Genomic DNA, 22072 nt, shown 5'->3' with positions numbered 1-22072 from the left:
CCGGCTCGCGTACACACGGCGGCGCCGCCGCTCCCGTGGGACGGGGAGCGACGGCGCCGGGCGGAGCGATGGTCAGACGAGCCAACCCACGAAGTGGACGACGCCGGCAAGCAGGTTGGTCAGGAAGTTCATCTGGTCTTTCTCCTTGTACGTGGTGCATCTGTGGGACTGCGCAGTAGCGGTCTGCAGCCCGTTGACTGCGCTCTGCAATCATCACGCCCCGGACGGGTGAACACCAACGAATCCCCTGACGCTCACACGTTCCAGCGAACACCCGATCCCTTGTTCGTGTGTTTCGTGCTCGTGCGTTCCATACGTGTGCGTTCGGGGCTGTGTGTTCCGGTCGCCCGGTACGGCGTTCGAGTCGCCGGAGTCGACGCCGTGGTCGGGCTACCGGCCGTGGCTCGTGCCCCGGGTTAACGTGCCCGCATGGTGAACGAGTCCCCGGACGCCCGGCCCCGTCGCAGACTCCGCCCGACCCGCCGTGGAAAGGTCGTCGTGGCCGTCGGCGCTCTGCTCGTCGTGTCGGCCGCCGTCCTGATCCCGCTGTCCCTGACCGGATCGGACGAGGGCGGGCACGAGAAGGAAAGCCCGCACAGCACTCTGATGATCGCCGAGGGCCGTCGCGCCTCGCAGGTGTACGAGGCCGTCGACCGGGCGCTCGACCTGAAGCCCGGCAGCACGCGCAAGGCCGCGACGACGGCGGACCTGGCTCTGCCCGCCCAGGCCGATGGCAACCCCGAGGGATACCTCTTCCCGGCCACGTATCCGATCGACGCCGCGACCGAACCCGCCGGCCTGCTGCGGTACATGGCGGACACCGCCCGCAAGCACTTCGGCGCGGACCACGTCACGGCGGGGGCCCAGCGCAACAACGTCTCCGTCTACGACACGATCACGATCGCCAGCATCGTCCAGGCCGAGGCCGACACCGCGTCCGACATGGGCAAGGTGGCCCGGGTCGTCTACAACAGGCTGCTCAAGGACATGCCGCTGCAGATGGACTCCACCATCAACTACGCCCTCAAGCGCTCCACCCTGGACACGACGACCGCGGAAACCCAGCTGGACAGCCCGTACAACAGCTACCGGATCAAAGGGCTGCCGCCGACGCCCATCGGCAACCCGGGGGAGGAGGCACTGCGCGCGGCCGTCAGCCCCACGCCCGGACCCTGGCTGTACTTCGTCACGGTCGGCCCCGGCGACACCCGGTTCACCGACAGCTACGACGAGCAGCAGAAGAACGTCCAGGAGTTCAACCGCAACCGCGCTTCCGCCACCACGAGCTGACCGGTCTGCCGACGAGGACTTCACGCACCCGCCGGGGCCTCAGGCCCCCAGGACTTCACGCCCCGGAGGCCGGGACGCCGACGGCGGCCCCGGCGGCCCCGTCCACCCTCTCTCCGCCGGTCTCCTTCAGCAGCCGCATCACCGACCGGACCGCCGCGCGGCCCGCGCGGTTGGCGCCGATGGTGCTGGCGGACGGACCGTACCCGACGAGATGGACGCGACCGTCGCGTACGGCCCGGGTGTCCTCGGCCCGGATGCCACCACCCGGCTCGCGCAGCTTCAGCGGCGCCAGATGCTCCACAGCGGGCCGGAACCCTGTGGCCCAGAGGATCACATCGGCCTCGACGACACGGCCGTCGTCCCAGGCCACGCCGCTCGGCGTGATCCGGTCGAACATCGGCAGCCGGTCCAGCACCCCCTGCTCCCTGGCCCGCCGCACCGCATCGGTCATCGGCAGCCCGGTGACGCTGACCACGCTCCGCGGCGGCAGCCCCTCGCGCACCCGCTCCTCCACCATCGCCACCGCCGCCCGCCCCCACTCCTCGGTGAACGGTCCCTCACGGAAGACCGGTTCGCTCCGGGTCACCCAGAAGGTGTCGGCCGCGAACTCGGCGATCTCCATCAGATGTTGCGTACCGGAGGCACCGCCCCCGACGACGATGACGCGCTGCCCCGCGAACTCCTCGGGCCCCGGGTAGTTCGCCGTGTGCAACTGCCGCCCCCGGAACGTCTCCTGGCCCGGGTAACGGGGCCAGAACGGCCGGTCCCAGGTGCCCGTCGCATTGATCAGGGCCCTCGGGGCGTACATCCCCTCGGACGTCTCCACCAGTAGCCGCCCGCCGCTCCCCTCCCGTACGGCGCTCACCTCCACCGGGCGGTGGACCCGCAGGCCGAAGCGCTCCTCGTACGCGGCGAAATACGCGCCGATCACCTCCGACGAGGGCCGGTCGGGGTCGGCTCCGGTCAGTTCCATGCCCGGCAGCGCGTGCATCCCGTGGACCTTGCCGTACGTCAGCGAGGGCCAGCGGAACTGCCACGCGCCGCCCGGCCGGGGCGCGTGGTCCAGCACGACGAAGCCGACGTCCGGCTCCAGGCCGACGCGGCGCAGGTGGTGGGCGGCGGACAACCCCGCCTGCCCCGCGCCGATCACGACCACGTCCAGCTCACGCACCCCAGAAATGTTCACGCTTCTACTAACTCTTCGGGGCTCCGGGATCTTCCCGTAGGGACGGGCCCCGGAGCCCCGTGGTGTCCCTGGACGGAGTCATCCGATGGGACACGACGCATCGCGTCTCGGAGCGTGGACGCGTCATCTCACGCCTGTGGGCGAAGATGGAGGCATGTCCGATTCCTTCGCCACCACGGTCCTGAACATCACCACGGGCACGTCCGAGAGCGTCACGGACCTGACACGCGCCTGCGAGGAGTTCCTCACCCGCACCGCGCCCGGCCGCGACGGCCTGCTCAACATCTTCGTGCCGCACGCCACGGCCGGCATCGCCGTACTGGAGACCGGCGCGGGCAGCGACGACGACCTGCTGGCCGCCCTCCACCACCTGCTCCCCGCCGACGACCGCTGGCAACACCGCCACGGCAGCCCCGGCCACGGCCGCGACCACGTGCTCCCGGCCCTGGTCCCGCCCCAGGCCACGCTGCCGGTGATCGGCGGCAGGCTGGAGCTGGGCACCTGGCAGTCGGTCTGCCTGGTGGACACGAACGTTTCTAAAGACAACCGTCAGGTTCGTCTGAGCTTCCTCAGCTGACCAAGATCGTTCAGCGGGGCGTGGCCGCCGATTCTCCGTACGATGCGCGCTCGAACGGAGAGAAGAAATGCGCGGTACGGACCTCAACACGATCGAACGACCCTACGACGGATGCGGCAAGTGCCTGCTCGGAGTGCGGCGACTGTCGCGCGTGAAGCTGGCGACGTCGTCGCCTGAGCGCCAGCGAGAGAACGTGCTCGCTGCCGCCGCCTCCGTCGGGGCCCACATCATCGGCTGGGCGGACGACTGGGAGGTCTCCGGCGCCACGGATCCCGTGACCCGCCCCAATCTGGGCCCGTGGCTCCGTGACGAGAAGGGCCCGTACGACGGCCTGGTCGCGGCAGCGGTGGACCGGCTCGGCCGCAACGTCGTCGACTGCCTGAACACCGGCTACAAGATGCGGGACGAGAAGAAGATGCTCGTCACGTACGGGCACGACGGTGCCTGGAACCTCGACGACTCCGCCGACGAGAACCGTTTCACCATGGAAGCCTGGGGCGCGCAGATGGAACTGCGCGCGATCCAGCGCAGGAACCGTGACGCCACCGTCAAGACCCGCGCCGCAGGCCGGCCGAAAGGCAAGCCGTCGTACGGCTTCCAATACGTCCGGAAGGTGATGGGAGGGAAGATCGATCAGGTCGAACTGCATCCGCATGCCTCGGAAGTACTGCGGAACGTCGCCCACCGCATCCTGGCCGATCCGGACAACGTCACCTGCAGTAGTGAGGCCGCGCGTCTCAATCGTGCCGGGGAACTGTCACCCGCGGATCACCTGGCTGTGATGTATGGCAAGCCGTCAGGCGGCCGACCGTGGCTCCCGCAGAGCCTGAAGAACATCCTTCTGTCAGAAGCCACCCTCGGGTATCTGATGCACCGCAACAAGCCCGTCCTCGGGAGGGAGGACGGGCGCCCCGTACGGCTCTGCGAGGGGCTGTGGGACCGGGCCACACACGAGGCGCTCAGGAGCGCCATCCTGTCCCGAAAGGCTCCCTGGACCCGCCGATCCAACCGCGAATACCTGTTGACCACGGTCGCCCTGTGCGGGCAGTGCCATACGCGTCTCTACACCCAGACGTCGAAAGACGCCCCACCGCGCTACACGTGTACGGCGCGGAACAAGGGCTGGCTTCAGGCGCAGCACTGCCGCCCCGCACCGCTCATCAACGCTCATCTTCTTGACGCCTACGTCGAGGAGTGGTTCCTCCGAGAGCTGGGTGACGGCGTGATCTACGAGACGGTGTACGACCCGGGCAACGGCATCGCGGAGCGCGTGGCCGAGACCCGAGCCAGCCGTGAACGGCTGCGAGCCGACCGTGAAGCCGGGCTGTACGACGCCCCGGACGACGCCGCGTGGTTCCGGGACCGATATGCCGCGCTGGGGCGGGAGCTCGCCGCTCTGGAGGCTGAGCCTCGGCGGGCGCCTGGCATGGTCCGGCGGCCGACCGGCGAGACGGTCGCCGACCGTTGGTTCCGTGCTGCGGATGTACAGGCGCGAAAGGAAATCCTGATCGACTTCGGCGTACGGGTGACGCTCTTCCCGGCCAGTGCTCCCGTTCGCTGGGTGCCCGGTTTCCTTCACGGTCCCGAACAGGACCCGATGGCCCTGCTTTAGGGAAGGCGCCCCTGGGTGGCGCTGAGCGCGCTGTCCGGGGGCGTCATCGTCGGCTGTCGGCTGTCGGCTGTCGGCTGTCGGCTGTCGGCGGTCGAGCAGTGGCATGCATCCCTACAGGCTGATGTCGGCCGGTGCAAGCCGACCTTCTCCGGGATTCTCTGGGCGTGATGTACAGCGACGAGGTGAGTGATGTGACTCAAACGGGGGAGCGGTGGATGCGTGACAAGGCAGTGGCAGAACTGCAGGTCGAGAAGACCACCTCCGGTGTGCAGTGGTTGATCAAGTCCTGCGATCGGCAGATTGACCGAGCGATCGCAGAGGCATTGCCGTCGGAACGATGTCTCGGTGCTGTCGAATCGGGCGAGTTGGGACGGACTCTCTTGGTCGACGAGGTAATGGTGCGAATCACAGACGCGGATGCCGTGCTTATCGGCCGAGCGGGAATCGAGGAGGGAGTGGGAGAGCCGTGTCCTTGTCGAGGTGGCGGATTCGCTGGATCGAGCGAGCGGTACGGATGCGTCTGCGGCTGCCACTTCGGCGGTGTATGCCGTGAGTCGATCATGCGGATCAGTCGAGGAGAGGCTCCGCGGGCGGCATTCCTGTTCAGTCTTCAGGCCGTGCCGGAGATCGGACCTGTTTTCATGCGGTCGACATCCTGGGCGCTGAGTCTTTGGCTTCGAGATCTTGTTCGCAGCGGTGCTTGGCGGGATGGGGTGGTGGAGGCACAGGTTCAGCTTCGTCGAGCGGACATCCGCACGCGGTCAGGCGTTGAGGTGGCTCTTGCTCAACCAGTAGGGCAACGCCTCTCTTGGGGAGACACCGCAGCGCTATTCGACTTGGCCGCATAGCGCGAGCCTCGCAGACTTGAGGGAAGGGCGTATAGCTTCCTCTGCTCCAAGCGTGACAATCGTCCGACCAGATGAGACAGCGGACAGTCTGACTTCAAAGGATTCCCTTCCACGACCACGGTCGCGGGCCGGATCGACCGCGGAGACAGTCGATCCGGTACTGCGCCTGGCTTCTCCACTCCCCGTTGCGTGCTGCGTGCTGCGCCGCGTACGTCACCATGCGCAGCTCACGGGCGTGCGCAAGGACGGGGTAGCCCTCCCACGCCGTCACGTCGTACCCGTACACCGCACAGAAGCGGTCGTACTCGCGTGCGCTGACGACGCCCGTGGTCTTCGCTCGCACGGCGGTGGACACGAGATCCCACTCCGGGGGCCCGACGGAAAAGCGTTCCAGGTCCATCATCAGGACCCCACCGGCCGTGCGGACGATGTTGCCGGGCCAGGCGTCACCGTGCACGGCCCGATCGGGGAGACCGGCCGGCCGCTCCGCCCAGGCCGCTAGGAGGTCGCTGTGAAGGGCGTTCAGCCACTGCTTGTCGTCGTCGCGGATCGTGGTGGCCGCGTGCAGCCGTTCGCCGACCAGGGATCGAGATACCCCAGCTCGATCGCCGGCGTGGTCAGGGAGTGGAGCCTCGCGAGGAGTTCAGCGACATCCTCGACCGAGCCGTGCTGCTGCGGCGGCAGTTCCGCCCAGAAGGTCACGGGCCTGCCGTCCGCCTCTACTGGCTGCTCCACGTCGACCAGGCGAACGGCCGGCACGTTCTCCCGGGCGAGCCAACGTGCGACGCGCACCTCGCGGGCCGCCGCAGCGCTCTGTCCCTCCCGGGCTATCCGTACGATCACCCGCTGACGAGGCAGTCGCCATATCTGGTTCTCGGCCAGGCGGAGAGGCTCGGCTCCGTCGGAGTCCAATCCGACCGCCGAACAAGCCTGCTTCAGGACGTGACGTGCAGGTTCGGATGCCGAAGGAGTCATGCGGAAACCGTAGCGGCGATCCGATCTCGCAGTGCTGAAGCCTCTCGGACAGTCCGATGCTTGGAGGCGAATCGGCCGAGCTGCCGCAGATCGTCGGCAGCACGCCGGGAGGTGAGTCGGCCTACCTCATTCAAGGCGGCGTGCCCGAGCGCCGCCGCCTGGCGAGGGTCACCCTTGGCCATGAGCAGGGAGGCCAGCTTCGTCCGTGAGATCGCACGAGACCGTTTGTAGGCGTCTGCGTGTCCGTTCACCGCCGTGTTGAATCGGCGCGCTGCCCGACCCGGGTCCTGTCCGGCGAGAATCGCCAGATCGAAGAGGGCGTGAGCCGTGTCCCCGTTGTGCTGCGCCTCGTCGTAGTAGGCCATCCACGGCGATTCCTCGGTGGGCCGGGCCCGAGCGAACGCCTCGTCTGCGGCGCCGACGGCCGCCATCGTGTCCCGTACGTTGCCCATCTTCCCGAAGGCCCTGGCCCTTGCCGTGTGAAGCATCGCCTGCTCGGTCGCCGTCAGGCGGTCGGAGCGCACAAGCCCCTTCTCGGCGTACGTGAGGCCGTCATCGGGTGCCCCGATCCATACGGCTTGTCGTGCGAGGAACGAGTAGGTCTTGGCCCGCAGATGCCAGTCGCCGGCCTCCTCGGCGCAGTCCGCCGCGAACCGGAAGGTCTTGGTGGCCTCGTCGTGGTGGTAGGCGTCGAAGGCGGAGGCGCCGACCACGATGCCGAGTCGCGATACGGCGGCGAACAGGTCGGTTCGCATGTGTTCGGGGGACTGGGCTTGCAGCAGGCCGGCTGACCACTGCATCGCTCGGGCGGCTACGTCTCGCACCACGCCCCCGCCGCCCAGCTCGTTGTCCATGCCGCTGATGGCGGTGGCCACGGCCAGGACCTGGTCGACGTGGCCGGGGCTCACATGCGTCGGGAGGGACAGCTCGGCGGGGGCGAAGACTTCGGTGAAGTTGAGAGGGGCTATGGCGGCGAGGCCGCCGATCTGGAGGAACGAGCGTCGAATCACGGGCTCATGGCTCCCAGGGCGAAGAGTTGGTTCGTCTCTGCCCAGGATGCGGCCTGTCGGCACCTGTGTAGGTCGCTCGCCCCGGCACGGGGAGGCCTTATCGGCATCAGCCTGCCTTTTGTCGGCATCACGGTTGCCGAAGACCATCGGCCACGCCCGGTCGAGGAGTCCTCCCGTGCCGAGGACGTCATCAAGCCGCTGCGCCACATCGCGGCGACAGCTCGGGTACTTACCCTTCTCAATAGACAGGATCATGTCGTCGCTGACCTGCACTAACCGCCCGAGTTCCTTGGCCGACAGTCCTTGCCCGAGGCGCAGTCGGCGCAGCTCGTTCCCGAACCACTCCTGGGGCGATGCCCCGGGATCGAGCTGCTTCATTGGCTGCGGCATGTTCTGCCCCCGAAGTCGTTGATGCCGAACTCTTCACCTCTCGGCATCAGGCTCTGCACGTTCTCGGTGCGCTCTGCCTAAATGGTTGCTGATCGGTTCCAGTCCAGTACACACCGCAACCCACCCCTGCTGAAGGGGTTCCGGCAGAACGGAGGAAGCAGCGATGGAACTACTCGTCGACACCCGAGAGCGGGATGCTTCTGTTCGAGCCACGTCCAGGAGCGTGGACGGTCAGCTCGACATGAGTTTCAACGTCCGGGCCGAAAACCTGGGAACCGTGCGGGATATCGTCGCAGCGCACCTGCGCTGGTGGCGCGTCGACGATGGCACCGCGTTCCGCATGCTGACCGTGGTCAACGAACTGTTCACCAACGTCTTGCAGCACACTCCCGCGGATGCTGACGGGTGCCGGATGGCCGGCCTGCTCCTCCAGAAGGTGCCGGACGGCGTCACCGCCGTCGTTCGCGACCACGACCGCCGTCCGCCGGTGTACTCGTCGCCGGCCCTCCTGGCCGAGGAGGGGCGTGGGCTGATGCTGCTGGGTGCTCTGGCCGACGACACGTCCGTGTCCATGACTCCAGCGGGCAAGGAGGTGTGGGTCTTCATGGCGATCCCGGAACTGACTGAGCACTTGTAGCCCTCCGCGGCCGGTACTTGGCCCTTCCCAGGAGTCCCGATGTCCCTCACCGTTCTGGTTCCGGAGAATGACGTGGTTCTTCCGCCGGCCGACGTGCCCCGCACACCGCAGTGGAGCCCTCCACTCGACGCAGAGGGGTTGTGGTCCGTCCTGGAACGGATCAAGAACTGGAAGCCGCTGGACGTGGAGGAGGTCTTCGACGACCTCGACACGGCGATCGGCGACCAGACGCCGCCCGCCGCGGTGACCGACCCCCTGGTCGACCGCCTTCGGAACCATCTGAAGCAGCTCAGCGACATCGCTGTCGCGGACGAGCAGTACCCGCCCACTGCGGAGATGCTCCGACTCGTTGTACGCGGGGTCCCCCTGCGGGAGGAGTGCGTGCCGGCCGACTACCAGCAGGCCGTCGGCCTCGCTCGTCGCCTGGCCTTCGTCACCTCTGACCTGGTCGAAGAGCTCATCGAAGCCCACTACATCAAGGAGGCGGAGTGACGCACCACCTTGACTCCGCTCGGCGCTCGGCCGTGACCGCCGAGGCGATGGTCCTCCCGCAAGACGCGTACGACTCTGATTACTACGAGAAGCGGATCTCCGACAACTGGCTCCTGGACAAGAGCGTCGCCATGCGCACGACGCGCGTGTCGTTCCCCGTAGTTCCCGACGGGGGCACGGGGCGCGTCGGGGGCTATCCGGCGTCGTGTGTGTGCTTCGGGGGGCGATGCCACAAGTCCCCCTCTTCGGCCATGCCCGAACCGTGTCTCCTCACCGCACCGTAGCTGCGCGAAGAGGGCCCAACTTCCCACCCGAGAGGACGAGCACCATGCGTGCGCACAACCCGCCGTGCCCCACGGCCAAGGCTCCCGACAGAGAGGCCGCGCGACCTGTCGCGCACCGCCCTGAGCAGGGCTGGAGCCTTCTGTGCAACGGAGTGCTCGTCTTCGAGGACACCGGAGAACTCCTCCCCGACGGCCGCATCGTCACCCCCCACCGGCCGCTCGCGCTCACGGTCGGAAGCGCGTCATGACAATCACCGCGGCCGACCTGGTCGTTCCGTACATCACCGCCCGCGAAGGCGAAGAGGCGGACTCCCTCCTCAACCTGAACGTACGCATCGGTCCTGACCGGCGCCCGCGGCTCGGGTACACGGACGAGGCAGGGCCCGACCGAGATCTCCGCGGCGTGCTGTGGGCCCGGTACTCCATGTCACTCGGCTTCGCGGGACAGCCCACCGGGAACCCGAGGTGGCGGCTGGTGCACCCGCTCCGCCAGCGCATCACGATGGCGCTCCTGCGCTGCCAGGTGTGCACGGTCCCGCTGAAGCGTAGCGACGGCATCCTCTTCGTAGAGACGGCCGACGACGGCGATGACTACACCGGGCCGGTGAAGACCGCGCAGCCGCCGGTGTGTCTGGAGCACGCCCGGATGGCGGCCCGGCGGTGCCCCCGGCTCAGGAGCAAGGGACACGTCGCCCTGCTGGCCACGCGGTTCCCGCTCTACGGCGTCATCGGCACCCCCTACCAGTACACCGGCGACGGCATTCAGCCCCTCGCCGGCTCGGACGCTCCCCTGCCCTACAGCCACCCCCAGATCAACTGGTTCCTCGCCTCCCAACTCGTACGCGAACTGCGCGAGTACAAGGTCGTCAACGTGGACGATCTCGTGCCGGGCGCCTAGAACGGCCGCTCGGCGGTTCTGGGCGAAGGACCGGACCGTCGAGCGGCATCCCAGAGCTTCTCGGCTCGACCATCGAACCGGGACGGCCAGAACCTGATCCTGTGGCGAAGCCCCGTGGCTGCGCTCCGGTCGTCAGTGCGCTGGCAAGCACCACCTGTTCGCAACATCCGACGAGACGACTGGAGTTGTCATGACGCGAACCATCGCCAAGAGCACCACTCAGGTTCAGGAGCCCGCGGCCGGCGGCCAGCCGGACGGGTTCGACCTGAACGTCTCCCTCCTGGAGGTGTCCGATGCGGCCGGGCTGACCGTCCTGAACGACGACAACTGCGGCAGCTCCTGCGGCGCCTGCGTCACCTTCACCGACTGACCCTGACCGTCTGAACCCGGTCATCAGGTCATGAACCGCGGTCGGTGCCGTCGCGTTACCGGCGCGAGGACACCGACCGCTCCTCAAGGCGCACGAAAGGACACGTCACGTGGCCATACCTCCAGCGTTCAAGGCGGGCACGACCGCCCTGGTGCGCGCAGCCGCTCGACCGTCGGTGACCCAGCTTCCCCTACCGGACTTCGACGACCGGTCCTTCCGAGCCGAGGAGTTGGAGGAGGTCACCACCGGACGCCTCGCCTGGATTCGCGGCATCTGGCACGACCCGGGCATCGCACAGGCCCTCCGCCACGCCAGCCCGGTTCTCGCCGCCGAAGTCGAGGTCCTGGAGAGTGCTAACTCCCCGTCTACCCGCGAAGTCCGCCGCGTTGGAGTGTCGGTGGCGCGCTACCTCCTGCGCGCGCTGCACCGGCCCACACCGTTCGGACTGTTCGCCGGAGTCACCACGGCCACCTTCGACGCCGAGCCCCGCTCCCGCTGGGGCCAGAACCACGCGGTCGTGGCCCGCGCCGGTGCGGAGTGGGTAGGGCGGCTGATCGAGCAGTTAGAAAGGAGCGGAGAGCTGCTGCCGCTCCTGTCGGTCGTCGTCAACAACACCACCTTCGAGCGCGACGGCAGTCTCGTCGTCCCCTACCAGGACGACGGGCCGACTGGTCAGCGGCGAGCGGTCGAGGCGTCCGTCGAGCTGTCGGCGCCGGTCCGGCTCATCCTCCGCGCGGCTGACGCGCCGATCCGGATCGGGGAGCTCGCCGAGAAGCTGATGGCCGAGTTCCCGGCCGTGGCACCGGAGCGCGTCAAGCGGCTCCTCGCGGGCCTGGTGCGGCGGCGCGTGCTGATCACCAACCTCCACGCGCCGGCGACCGAGACCGACGCGCTCGGTCACCTCGTCACCCAACTCGACGCGGTCCGTGCCGAGGACATTCGTCTCCTGGCGCCCGTCGTCCGGGAGCTGCGCGCCGTCCACGCCGGGATGGAGCAGTGCGGCACCACAGGGGGCCGGGACGCCGTAGCGACCCGGATGCGCGATCTGGTGCCGGGCCTCCGCCGTCACCCGCTCGCCCTGGACCTGTGCCTGGACGCCACCGTGGTGCTCCCCGATCTGGTCGCCCGCGAGGTCGAGCGCGCCGCCACGATCCTCACCCGTCTCTGCGCCCGCCCGTACGGAACCGAGCCGTGGAACGAGTACCACCAGCGGTTCTACGAGCGGTTCGGCGTCGGCACCATGGTGCCGCTCATGGAAGTCGTCGCAGACAGCGGCGTCGGCTACCCGGACGGATACCCGGGCAGGCCGACCGACGAAGGCCGGCGGCGCCTGTCCCCGCGGGACGACGTGCTGCTCCGTCTCGCCCAAGCCGCCGCGCTCGACGGCCGCGACGAAGTCGTGCTGACCGACGAGACCGTGGCCGCCCTGGACCGAGGCCCGCAGGAGCCGCGGACACCGTCCCACCTGGAGGTGAGTGTGCGCCTGCACGCGGCCAGCCTCGCCGAAGCCCGCCGTGGGTGGTTCACCGTGGAGTTGACCAGCGTGTCACGCGGATCCGGGGTTACCGTCGGACGCTTCCTCGGCGTCCTCTCTCACACACAACGCAAGCGCCTGCACGAGGAGTTGGCTGACCTTCCCACGGCCGACGACGGCACGGTGGCGGCGCAGCTCTCCTTCCCCGCGCTGCTGCCCGACACCGCACACGTCACCCGAACCCCGCGCGTGCTGCCGCTGGTGATCAGCCTGCAAGAGCACCGCGCGCCCGACGCCGCAGTGCTCACGCCGGCGGACCTGGCGCTGGCGTGCGACGGCCGCCGGATGTACCTGGCCGCTCCGAGCCGCGGCGTGCGGGTCGAAGCCGTCGGCATGAACGCGCTGAATCTCGCCGAGCACACCCCGCCCCTGGCGCGGTTGATCACCGAGGTGTCCCGGGCGCAGAACGCTCAGGTCACCCGGTTCGACTGGGGCGCAGCCGCGTCGATGCCGTTCTTGCCCCGCCTGCGGTACGGCCGCATCGTGCTGGTCGCGGCCCGCTGGCGGCTGGAGGCCGGCGACCTCCCCGACCGTCACCGCCCCGGCGCGGACTGGGACGCGGCGTTGTCCGGCTGGCGGGAGCGCCGCCGCCTTCCGCAGCACGTGTACCTCGTCCAGGACGACCGGCGCCTGCCGCTCGACCTCGATGAGCCCGGCCACCGGAGCCTGCTGCGCCAGCACCTCGACCGCGCCGGTACGGCGCTGCTGACGGAAGCCGCTCCTCCCGGGGCGGACGGCTGGACCGGGGGCCGGGCCCACGAGATCGCGGTGCCCCTCAAAGCGGTCCGGCCTCCGGCCTGGCCTGTCCTTCCCACGCCGACCACCGCCCGCACGCTGTCCCCGGCCCAGATCCAGACCCCGGCCACCTCCCCAATGCTCCTCGTGGCCCTGTACGGCGACCCGCGGCGTCAAGACGCTCTGCTGGCCCGGCACGTGCCCGACCTGATGCGGCGCCTCGGCTCTCCTCGCTGGTGGTACGTCCGATTCCGCGACCCCCGGCAGCACCTTCGCCTGCGGATCGCGCTGCCCGACCCGGGCGACTTCGCCGACACCACCCGCGCGGTCAGCGCCTGGGCCGACGAGTTGCGGACTGCCGGGCTGCTGGCGGACCTGCGCTACCCCACCTCCTACCGCGAGACGGGCCGGTGGGGCTCCGGACCGGCGTGGGACGCGGCCGAGGCCGTGTTCCGCGCGGACTCACTGGCCATGGTGGCGCAGCTCGCCCAGCCTGTCCGGCCCGCGCAGCGCACGCTCGTGGCCGCGCACTTCTTCGCCATCGCCTCCGCCTTCCTCGGCAGCCCTGACGCCGGCGCGCGCTGGCTGATCGACCACATCGAGCCGACCGCGCCAAACCCGGTACCCCGCTCGCAGTTCACCGACGCCGTGCGGCTGGCGGATCCGCGCGGTGACTGGGCGGCCCTGCGGTCAGCGCCCGGCGGCGCCGCGATCGTGGACGCCTGGGCCGAGCGCACCGCTGCGCTCGCCGCGTACGGGCCGCATCTGTCCGGCCCGCACGCCGACGGCATCGCCGTGGACGGCGTGCTGACCTCCCTGCTGCACGTCCACTTCGTGCGACACGTCGCGGTGGACTTCTCCGAGGAAGAGGTCTGCCTGTATCTGGCCCGCGCCGCCGCCCTGGCCTTCACCGCCCGCGCCGGGAGGCGACCGTGACCCACACCGCAGCCGCGGTGGCCGCTGCCATCGCCGACCGGCTCGCCCACCCCGACCAGGCGCCGAAGGCGGCCACTGACGACGCCAACCGGCAGCACCTCGCCTACGGCCCGACCGGCATCGCTCTGCTGCACATCGAGCGCGCCGCGGCCGGGCTCGCCCCCTGGCAGCGCGCCCACGACTGGCTGTCCGCCGCGGCCCGCGAACCCTTCACCAGCGGCCCTGACAGCCACCCCTTCTACGGCGCCCCGGCGCTCGCCCATGCCGTGGCGTGCGCAGCCGACCAGCTTCCGGACTCCTACCGGCGTGGCCTCGATGTGCTGGACCGGCAGGTGGCGGCAGACGCCCGGCGGCGCGTTGACGCCGCGCACCGCCGGATCGAGGCCGGGCAGCTTCCGGCACTCGCCGAGTTCGACGCCATCCGGGGCCTGACCGGGTACGGCGCCCACCTGCTGCGCCGCGACCCGGCGGGCCCGGTGACCCGGGCCGTTCTCGACTACTGCGTGCGCCTGACCGACCCGGTCATCGACAGCGGCGAACGCCTGCCGGGCTGGTGGGTACCGACCGGGCCCTCCGGCCGTCCGGACGACCGCTTCCCCGGCGGGCACGCCAACCACGGCATGGCGCACGGCGTCGGCGCGGTACTCACCCTGCTGGCGCTCGCCACTCGCTGCGGCACCACCGTCCCCGGCCACCACCAGGCGATGCGCACCATCCTGGCCTGGCTGGAGCGGTGGAAGGTGCCCACCGGGCGCGGCACGACCTGGCCGTACTGGATCACCCGCGAGGAACTGCGCAGCGGCCGGCCCGCGGCCTCGGCACCGCGGCGGCCGAGTTGGTGCTACGGCACCGCGGGATTGGCCCGTGCCCAGCAGCTCGCCGCGCTCGCCCTCGGCGACAGCGACCTCCAGGCCGAGGCAGAGGCCGCCCTGCTGGACGCGCTGAGCGACCGAGCGCAGCTTCGCGCCACCACGGACAGCGGCCTGTGCCACGGCTTCGCCGGACTCGTCCACATCGCGGCGCGTGCCGCCGCCGACGCCGACCGGGCCACCGCCGACCAGCTCCGCGCGGCCACCCCCGCCCTTCTCACCGTGCTGGTCCCGCCCGGCTCCGCCCCCGGCGACGCCGCCGCCCTGCTGCTGAAGGACGCGGCGGGCGCCGGTCTCCTCGACGGCGCCGCCGGAACCGCGCTGGGACTGCTCACCGCGAACAGCACGGACCCGCCCCGCACTGCCTGGGACGCCTGCCTACTCACCGCCTGAATCCGACCGAAGGACTTCTCGATGCGCCCCGACCGCTGGCAGCAGCACAACATCACCTTCCCCGACCGGAACACGGGACGGCGCGCCGTCACCGAACGCCTCGCCCCGGCGCTGCTCGCCGCCGAGGCCGACGGGCAGCTCAGCGGCTGGTGGTTCATGCACAAGCAGCCCTGGCGCCTGCGGTACGTCGCCGACGAGCCCGCCCCGATCGTGCTGGCCCTGCTGGACGACTGGGTGGCCGACGGCACCGCGCAGTCCCACATGACCGGCATCTACGAGCCGGAGACCGAGGCGTTCGGCGGGGCGGGCGCCATGACGGCCGCGCACGCCCTCTTCCACGAGGACAGCCGCCACCTGCTCGCCTATCCCGTCAAGAACGGGCACCTGGGGCGGCGCGAGACCGCCATCCTGCTGATGAGCAGCCTGATGCGCGCCTCGGGTCTCGACTGGTTCGAGCAGGGTGACGTGTGGGCGAAGACCTCCGCACTACGTCCCGGTACCGGCACGCCCGCGTCCACGCGCCTGACCTCGGCGATGAGGAGCCTGATGACTACCGAGGCCCGCAGCCTGTGCCGCGAGCACGGGCCGCTGGACGGCCACACCGACTGGATCGCCGCCTTCGAGCGCGTCGGCACAACGCTCGCCTACCTCGCCGCTCAAGGCGACCTGACCCGCGGACTGCGCGCCGTCATCGCACACCACACCATCTTCCACGCCAACCGTGCCGGTCTGCCGTCCGCCGACCAGCACACCCTGTTCCACATCGCACGAGAGGCAGTCATGGGATCGAGTGAAAACACCGCGTCAGCACCCGGATCGGGCTCCGCGGCTCATAGCGTCAGCACGGTGAACACCGACACACTCACCACCCCCGAGGCCGACGCCGAACAGCTCCGCCACGCCCTGGTGGACCAGATCAAGTCCGACGGCCACGCCCGCACCCCCGCGGTCGAAGCCGCCCTGCGCGCCGTCCCCAGGCACCTGTTCGTCCCCGACACCCCGCTGGCCAACGCCTACGCCAACAACCCGGTCAACGTGAAGTACGACCCCGAGGGCACCACGATCTCCTGCGCCTCCCAGCCCGCCGTCGTCGCCCTCATGCTGGACCAGCTCGAAGCCCAGCCAGGCGAGCGCATCCTCGAACTCGGCGCCGGCACCGGCTACAACGCCGCCCTGATCGGCCACCTCGTCGGCCCGAGCGGACACGTCACCACCATCGACGTCGATGACGACCTGGTCGAAGGCGCCCGAGCCCACCTCGCCGCCGCCGGAGCCACCAACGTCGAGGCCCTGACGCGCGACGGCGCCCTCGGTCACGCCGAAGCTGCCCCGTACGACCGGATCATCGCCACCGTCGGCGCGCACGGCATCCCCCACGCCTGGCTCGACCAACTCGCCGAAGGCGGCCGACTCGTCACCCCGCAGCGACTCACGGGCAGCGTCTCGCGCTCCATCATCTACGTGAAGCGCGACGGCCGGTGGCAGTCGGCCGGCTCAGAGATGAACACCTTCATGCCGCTGCGCCGGGGCATCGCCGACGACGACCGCCGCACCGTGCCGCTCAGCAGGGACGGCGCCGTGCGCCTCCAGGCCCCGGCCGGCCTGACGCTCGACGCCGACGCCCTCGCCGGTGTCCTTGAGCAGCCGCGCGTCGAGGAGTGGACCGGGATGACGGTCCGCGCGGGGGAGTCCCCGGAGTGGATGGAGCTGTTCGTCTCCTGCGTCCTGCCATCCGGGCTGATCCGGATGCTCTTCCCCCAGTCGGTCAAGGGCACGGTGCTCACCCAGGACCCCTACCCCTCGGCCACGGCCGCCGTCGAGAAGGGTGCCATCACCTACCTCGCGCGGCGTCCCTCGGAGCAGAAGACCCCCGAGGGCGACAAACTATGGGAGTTCGGCGTCATCGGCCACGGCCCCGGGAGCGATGAGCTGGCCACGAAGGTCGCCGACACGGTCCGCACCTGGGACCGAGAGTACCGCGGCCGGGACGCCACCTTCGAGATCCTGCCGCTCGACGCGCCCGCAGACGAGCAGCCCGGTGTCTTCGTCCTCGACACCCCGCTGAACCGCGTCCGCGTCACCTGGCAGTAGCTCATCCGCCTGCGTGGTGCCCGCCGACCGGCCCGCGGGCACCACGCGGCCCTTCCCCCTCCTCGTCGTCTTCACCCCAGGGGACTTCATGGACCTGAACGGACCCATAGCTCAGCGCTTCCCGCTCATCTACCGATTCCGACCCGCGTGCCTGCCCCTGCCCCGGCGCGTGCACGGCTTGACCGAGCTCGCCGACGCAGCAGCCGCACAGGCTGACCAGGGCCTCGCCTCGGCCGTCTACAACCAGGCCGCCCTCATCGCCTCCGACCTCGGGCTCCCCGACCTCGCGCGGAAGATGTGCCACCAGCACGCCGCCGCCTACCTCCACGCCGCCCCCCTGCCCGGCATGAGCGCGATCCGCGCACTCGAACCCGTGGTGAACCTCGCACGCCTCCAGATCCGCGCAGGCGCCGCCGACGACGGGCGCCACCGTCTGCTGCACCTTTTCGACGCCGTCACCAACGGCACCAGCGCTCAGTTCGAGGGGGTCCACGTCCCGGCCGACCTCACCCTCACCGACACCGACCGCCACGAGGTGCGCACCTGGCTGTGGAAGGTCGTCCTGGCCGACGGCACCCGCACCCTGACCACGACCGGCCGCTGGGCGGAGGCGCTGACCCACATCAAGGAACACCGGGGAATCGGGCAGTGCATGCTGGACGGCCGCCAGGTCGCCGTCCTGGCCGCACTCAGCCACACCCCCACCGACGCCGCCGCGCTCATCACCATGACCACACCCGGAGAACGCTGGGAGAACGCCGTCACCGGCTGCCTCGACGTGATGTGCAGAAAGGCCCTTCGCGGGCCGGCCGTGCCCCTCCTCGACAGGCTGGTCGAGGACTACGTCGAGCACCAACCCGACCAGGGCATGACCGTCTTCGACACGCGCCTCGGCCTGACGATTCTGGACCTGCTGGAGCCGTACCAGGAAGACGCAGCGCACCGGATGGTTGCAGAGCTCCACCGCCGGGCCGCCGTGGCGACCGACGGCTACGCCGCACGCGAGTGCCTGGCTGACCACCGGTTCACCAGCCTCGCCGAGCCGCACCAAGTCGAGGCGGCCCGACGGCTTGTCCATACATGCGCGTTGGGGAGGGGCGGCCTCCCCGAGCCCTGGCTCGCAAGGATGACAGAGGCGGTGCGGGGCAGCGACGAGGTGATCCGCGCCAGCGTCGGACACTCCCGCCCCCAGCAGGAGGGACTGGTGCACCGGGCCGAGGTGTAACGCCTGGGCAGCCAGAGCAGCCCACCCTGCACCGCGTCGAGCACCATGGGAGCCAGGGCGCGTGGCGACGCTCACCGTCGGTAGGGGCTCTCTGAGCGACGAACTGAACAGGCAGGAGAGAGGCCAGATACAGCACGTCCCGCGAGTCGGCCCGCCGATCACCTCAACCTCTCTACGCTGGAGCACCATGAGGAAGGTCGCCGTCGTCGGCTGCGGAGGCAGTGGCAAGTCCCACGTGGCCCGCGAGCTGGGCAGGATCCTCGACGCCCCGGTGACGCACCTGGACGCCGCGTTCTACGACGACAGGTGGAACGCGTTGCCCATAGACAAGTTCACCGACGTGCAGCGCGAGCTGGTCGCGCAACCGCGGTGGGTGATCGACGGCAACTACAACTCGACGCTGCAGGTACGGCTCGAAGCCTGCGACACGGTGGTCCTCATGGACGTGTCGACCGTGGCGGCCCTGTACGGGATCTTCTCCCGGCAGATCCGGCACGGGGCCGGCCACAAGGGCAACGGAGTGCACAACCGCATCCACTGGGGCGTGATCAAGTACGTCGCCACGTACCGGCGCAGGATGCGACCCCGTGTGATGGCGAAGATCGAGGAGTTCGGCTCAGGCACCGACGTGGTGCTCCTGGCCAACCGGCGCCAGACGCACCGCTGGCTGCGGAAGGTCGCCGCCGAGCAGTCCTGAACGGCCCGCGCCCCCGGTCCGGGGGCGCGGGCGCCCAGCGCATCGTCCACGCCACCGGCATCGCCCCGGATGGAGACCCCGACGGCTGCCGGTGGATCGCCGTCCGCCACGCGGAAGACCACATCCACATCGTCGCCACCCTCGTACGCGGCGACCTGCGCAACCCGCGCCTGAACTACGACTTCAACAAGGCCCAGGCCGAATGCCGCCGCATCGAGCAGGAGATGGGCCTGCGGCGCCTGAACGCGGGCGACGGAACCGCAGCGAAGAATCCCAGCAGCGCCGAGAAGTTCAAGGCTGAGCGCACCGGCCGCCCGGAGACCTCGCGCGAAACGCTCCGCGAGGCCGTTCGTCGAGCCGTGGCGGGAGCGGATTCGGAAGAGGAGTTCTTCACGCGGCTCCGAGAAGCGGGGGTTCGGGTGAAGCTGCGACACGCACCGTCCGGTGACGCGCTCGGCTACAACGTGGCCCTGCCCGGCGACCGCAACCGCGACGGAGCCCCGGTCTGGTACCCCGGCTCCAAACTGGCCCCCGACCTCTCCCTTCCGAAGATCCGCCTACGCCTCACCGACGGGGCCGTCGAGCCGAGCGCGCCCGCGGTCGGCGCTGACCGGACCAACTGGTCACCGCCCGCCCGTCAACGACGCAACGCCACCGTCATCGCAGAGCGCTCAGCCGTGCTCCTGGAACGCGACGAGGACGGCGAGGCCGCCCCCCAGCTCGTCGGCGTCGGAGAACTCCTCGACGCAGTGGCCCAGACCTCACCGGCCACCACCCGCACCGAGCTGGCCGCCGCAGCTCGCGCCTTCGAACGGGCGACCCGCAGTCATGTCCGCGCCGAACGCGCCGACACCCGAGCCCTCCGCTCAGCCGCCCGAGGCATTGTCCAGGCCGGCGGAGCGCTCGGCCGAGGCGAGGACGGCGGCACCACCGCCATGCTCGTCTCCACCCTCGTCCTCGTCACCCTCGCCGCCGCCCGCTGGCACTCCGCCCGCGGACACGCCCAGCAGGCCCACGCCTCCCGACAAGCCGCCGCGCACCTACGCACCGCCTACCGCCAGGCCGCTGCCACCCCGATGCGCATGCTGCACGACCAAGGCCGCGCCCTTCCTGACGCCCAGCGCCTCATGCACGAGGCCACCCTTCGCGCCGTCCTGCCCGAGAAGCTCGTACGGGCAGGAGGCACGGAAGCGAGGACCGACGCCTTGGTCGCCACCCTCGCCCAGGCCGAGCGGGCAGGCCATGACTCCGAAGCCCTCCTGCGCCAGGCCATCGACATGCGCGAACTCGACAGCGCCGACGACGTGAACGACGTCCTAGTCTGGCGTCTGCGGCGCATCGCCCAGCTCCCGGCACACCCGGGTGACAGTGCCCGTCGTCCGCAGGCCGCCACCCGACAGGCCACTACGCCGAGCAGCCGCACCAGTGAACGAAGCGCGACGGCAGCCGTACCGCTCGGAACTGCTCAAGACCCCAACCGCCGCTCGCCACGTCGCTGACCACGTCGAACCGGACGGAGACCACCGGCCGAGCGGACGCCGCGAAATGTATGGACAGCCGGTTCCACCGGCTGTTACGGATGAAGACAGGACCGACAACCGGGAGATGACGCTCGTGCTCAGAACCACCACCCGCACCACGGAGCCGGCACCCGTCCTGCCCGTCCTGCCCACTGGTACCGACCCCCTGCTGGAGCTCCAGGCCGAGACGCGGTCGGCCGACGGCCCCGGGGTAATTCGCTGCGTCGGCCACTCACGCGAACTCGCTCTCGACGGCATGCCCGTGATGTGCTCCGCCTGCCGTGCCCGACGCGACTGGCTGCTCATCAACCATGGTCGCAACGTCTGGGTCCGCTGCCGGTGCGGCAACCAGTGGCTCGAGCCCGAGATCAGGCGCGCCGACTTCGATGCCCTGGTCGGCGGCCCGCACGGGACGACCTACCCGAGTGTCGAGGCGGGCTTGACCGCGCTCGGGTTCGACGGCGTATTCGCCGGCATCTACCTGGAGTAGGCGAGCACCAGACGGAACGCCGAAGGGCGCCACCGGCATGTCAGTGGCGCCCCTTGGCGTGCAGGTGAGGTTCAGCCGCGTGCGCCTTCCTTCGCCAGCCCACCCCGGAAGTCGCACCCCGGGCATTCGTCTTCACCCTGGACGTGTCCCTCGTACCAGCCGTGGACCGCCGCATGCAGGATGGCCTCCTCCACGGTGGCCTCGCCGCTACGGACTGACTCGATGGCTCCGCCGACGATCAACCCGAGTACGGCGTTGTCGGTCGAGGGGAACGGGGCGAGGGCATCTGCGAGTCGGGCGTCATGCCCGCAGCCTACGGGCGAGCACCCGCTCGGTCAGTCGGTCGACGTGGTCTCCTGTCGGGGGGAGCTGTGCAGGTTGCTGCGAAATCCCCGGCCGACCGGCCTCCAGTTCTGGAACGTGGACGGCTTCCAGCGGGGACGGTCCGGAACGCTGTCATCGTCGGGCGAGGGCAGGCTGCCCCGGCTCTTACGGCTGCGGGTCGCGCCGACGCTGATACCCAGGTGGGCGGCGACCTCCGGGTATCCCCAGAGCCTCTGGTCGTCGGCCATAGTGTTCTCCTTCGTCAGGTCGAGCGTACGCAACGAACGAGTGGACGCACGACGAGGCCGCCCCTGCCTGAGCGGCATGAGGCGGCCTTCGGCGACCCTCGGTCACACTCCGGAGAGCCGGTTGGAGAGGTCGAGGGCGTCGGTCGCGAAAGAGAGGGCGGCGCACAGGCCGGTCACCTCGTACAGGGTCGGACGGACCAGGCGCGGCCAGTCGTCCGGGGCGGCGGGCCAGGAACCGAGGAGCACCTCGGCCGTGGTCAGCCCCAGGTACGTCGTGACGTCCCAGCCGCTGCGCGAAGCGGGCTCCCAGCGCAGCCGGATGCGCCCGAGGGGAAGTTGGGGGGTTTCGGCAGCGAGCCAGGTGATGTCGATGGGGCCGTCGGGGCGGGCGGAGATGCGCTGGAGAAGCGCGCTGTGCACGCCGTACGGCATGGGGCGCAC

At 70.2% G+C, this 22072-nt stretch carries 19 protein-coding genes and 2 pseudogenes; 16 read left to right on the top strand and 5 right to left on the bottom strand.

Translation table 11 applies throughout. From position 1 onward, the window contains the following. Nucleotides 1–429: 429 nt before the first annotated feature. Nucleotides 430–1290 carry an endolytic transglycosylase MltG gene (gene mltG / locus CR470_RS03075; protein WP_097866032.1) on the top strand — a complete coding sequence of 287 codons (861 nt, stop codon included), beginning with the start codon at nt 430–432 and terminating at the stop codon, nt 1288–1290. A 55-nt stretch (nt 1291–1345) separates the two neighbouring features. Here the strand turns inward: mltG and CR470_RS03070 are convergent, their stop codons facing one another. After that, on the bottom strand, nt 1346–2476 hold the full coding sequence (locus CR470_RS03070; RefSeq protein WP_097866031.1) for an NAD(P)-binding domain-containing protein: 1131 nt from the start codon (nt 2474–2476) through the stop codon (nt 1346–1348). A gap of 154 nt (nt 2477–2630) precedes the next feature. Here CR470_RS03070 and CR470_RS03065 point away from each other — a divergent pair, with 154 nt between their 5' ends. Next, the gene (locus tag CR470_RS03065) at nt 2631–3053 is read left to right on the top strand and encodes a secondary thiamine-phosphate synthase enzyme YjbQ (protein WP_097866030.1); all 423 of its coding nucleotides are present in this window, start codon (nt 2631–2633) and stop codon (nt 3051–3053) included. A 67-nt stretch (nt 3054–3120) separates the two neighbouring features. Continuing rightward, the gene (locus CR470_RS03060) at nt 3121–4665 is read left to right on the top strand and encodes a recombinase family protein (RefSeq protein ID WP_097866029.1); all 1545 of its coding nucleotides are present in this window, start codon (nt 3121–3123) and stop codon (nt 4663–4665) included. A gap of 942 nt (nt 4666–5607) precedes the next feature. Here the strand turns inward: CR470_RS03060 and CR470_RS41240 are convergent. Further along, nucleotides 5608–6488: pseudogene (locus CR470_RS41240) on the bottom strand (phosphotransferase family protein). Next, complete coding sequence (locus tag CR470_RS03050; RefSeq protein WP_257138379.1) at nt 6485–7876, bottom strand: helix-turn-helix domain-containing protein; 1392 nt, start codon at nt 7874–7876, stop codon at nt 6485–6487. The pseudogene CR470_RS41240 and the gene CR470_RS03050 overlap by 4 nt, the downstream one beginning before the upstream one ends. Nucleotides 7877–8051: 175 nt before the next feature. On the opposite strand from CR470_RS03050, the gene CR470_RS03045 reads away from it, so the two are divergent. The 13 genes and pseudogenes from CR470_RS03045 (at nt 8052) to CR470_RS02985 (ending at nt 21059) form a co-directional block, all read left to right on the top strand. Beyond that, complete coding sequence (locus CR470_RS03045; RefSeq protein WP_097866027.1) at nt 8052–8525, top strand: ATP-binding protein; 474 nt, start codon at nt 8052–8054, stop codon at nt 8523–8525. Nucleotides 8526–8564: 39 nt separating this feature from the next. Then, entirely contained in the window at nt 8565–9017 is a 453-nt protein-coding gene (locus CR470_RS03040; protein WP_097866026.1) for a DUF6415 family natural product biosynthesis protein, read from the top strand. A 47-nt stretch (nt 9018–9064) separates the two neighbouring features. Then, a complete protein-coding gene (locus tag CR470_RS41235) occupies nt 9065–9301 on the top strand; it encodes a DUF6302 family protein (protein WP_373561383.1) in 237 nt (78 codons plus the stop codon). A gap of 44 nt (nt 9302–9345) precedes the next feature. Beyond that, entirely contained in the window at nt 9346–9549 is a 204-nt protein-coding gene (locus CR470_RS03030) for a DUF5999 family protein (protein ID WP_097866024.1), read from the top strand. Further along, nucleotides 9546–10199 carry a hypothetical protein gene (locus CR470_RS03025; protein ID WP_097866023.1) on the top strand — a complete coding sequence of 218 codons (654 nt, stop codon included), beginning with the start codon at nt 9546–9548 and terminating at the stop codon, nt 10197–10199. Before CR470_RS03030 ends, CR470_RS03025 begins: the two co-directional genes overlap by 4 nt. A gap of 190 nt (nt 10200–10389) precedes the next feature. Continuing rightward, entirely contained in the window at nt 10390–10569 is a 180-nt protein-coding gene (fxlA, locus tag CR470_RS03020; RefSeq protein ID WP_097866022.1) for an FxLD family lanthipeptide, read from the top strand. Between the two features lie 109 nt (nt 10570–10678). Beyond that, on the top strand, nt 10679–13774 hold the full coding sequence (locus tag CR470_RS03015; RefSeq protein WP_257138378.1) for a lantibiotic dehydratase: 3096 nt from the start codon (nt 10679–10681) through the stop codon (nt 13772–13774). Further along, nucleotides 13771–15036, top strand: a complete 1266-nt coding sequence (locus tag CR470_RS03010) for a lanthionine synthetase C family protein (protein ID WP_097866021.1) — start codon at nt 13771–13773, stop codon at nt 15034–15036. The genes CR470_RS03015 and CR470_RS03010 overlap by 4 nt, the downstream gene beginning before the upstream one ends. Before the next feature lie 21 nt (nt 15037–15057). Continuing rightward, entirely contained in the window at nt 15058–17127 is a 2070-nt protein-coding gene (fxlM, locus tag CR470_RS03005) for a methyltransferase, FxLD system (RefSeq protein ID WP_097866020.1), read from the top strand. An 88-nt stretch (nt 17128–17215) separates the two neighbouring features. Further along, nucleotides 17216–18352 (top strand): hypothetical protein, encoded by a 1137-nt coding sequence (locus tag CR470_RS03000; RefSeq protein WP_097866037.1) that lies wholly within the window; start codon nt 17216–17218, stop codon nt 18350–18352. 187 nt (nt 18353–18539) lie between these two features. Next, nucleotides 18540–19049, top strand: coding sequence for a topology modulation protein (locus tag CR470_RS02995; protein WP_097866019.1), 510 nt, complete (start codon nt 18540–18542; stop codon nt 19047–19049). Between the two features lie 32 nt (nt 19050–19081). Further along, nucleotides 19082–20548, top strand: a pseudogene (locus tag CR470_RS02990) (mobilization protein); the annotation flags it as partial. Between the two features lie 106 nt (nt 20549–20654). After that, complete coding sequence (locus CR470_RS02985) at nt 20655–21059, top strand: hypothetical protein (RefSeq protein WP_097866018.1); 405 nt, start codon at nt 20655–20657, stop codon at nt 21057–21059. A 335-nt stretch (nt 21060–21394) separates the two neighbouring features. On the opposite strand, the gene CR470_RS02975 is transcribed toward CR470_RS02985, so the two are convergent. Together CR470_RS02975 and CR470_RS02970 are read right to left on the bottom strand one after the other, a co-directional pair. After that, nucleotides 21395–21631 carry a MarR family transcriptional regulator gene (locus CR470_RS02975; RefSeq protein WP_097866017.1) on the bottom strand — a complete coding sequence of 79 codons (237 nt, stop codon included), beginning with the start codon at nt 21629–21631 and terminating at the stop codon, nt 21395–21397. A 102-nt stretch (nt 21632–21733) separates the two neighbouring features. Continuing rightward, the gene (locus tag CR470_RS02970) at nt 21734–22063 is read right to left on the bottom strand and encodes an esterase (protein ID WP_179892113.1); all 330 of its coding nucleotides are present in this window, start codon (nt 22061–22063) and stop codon (nt 21734–21736) included. Nucleotides 22064–22072 lie beyond the last annotated feature (9 nt).

The sequence above is a fragment of the Streptomyces sp. rh34 genome, from assembly GCF_002551245.1.
In the GTDB taxonomy this organism is placed as follows: Bacteria; Actinomycetota; Actinomycetes; order Streptomycetales; family Streptomycetaceae; genus Streptomyces.
The sequence above is the reverse complement of the archived record's forward strand: the minus strand, read 5'-3'. Positions and strand labels throughout refer to the sequence as shown.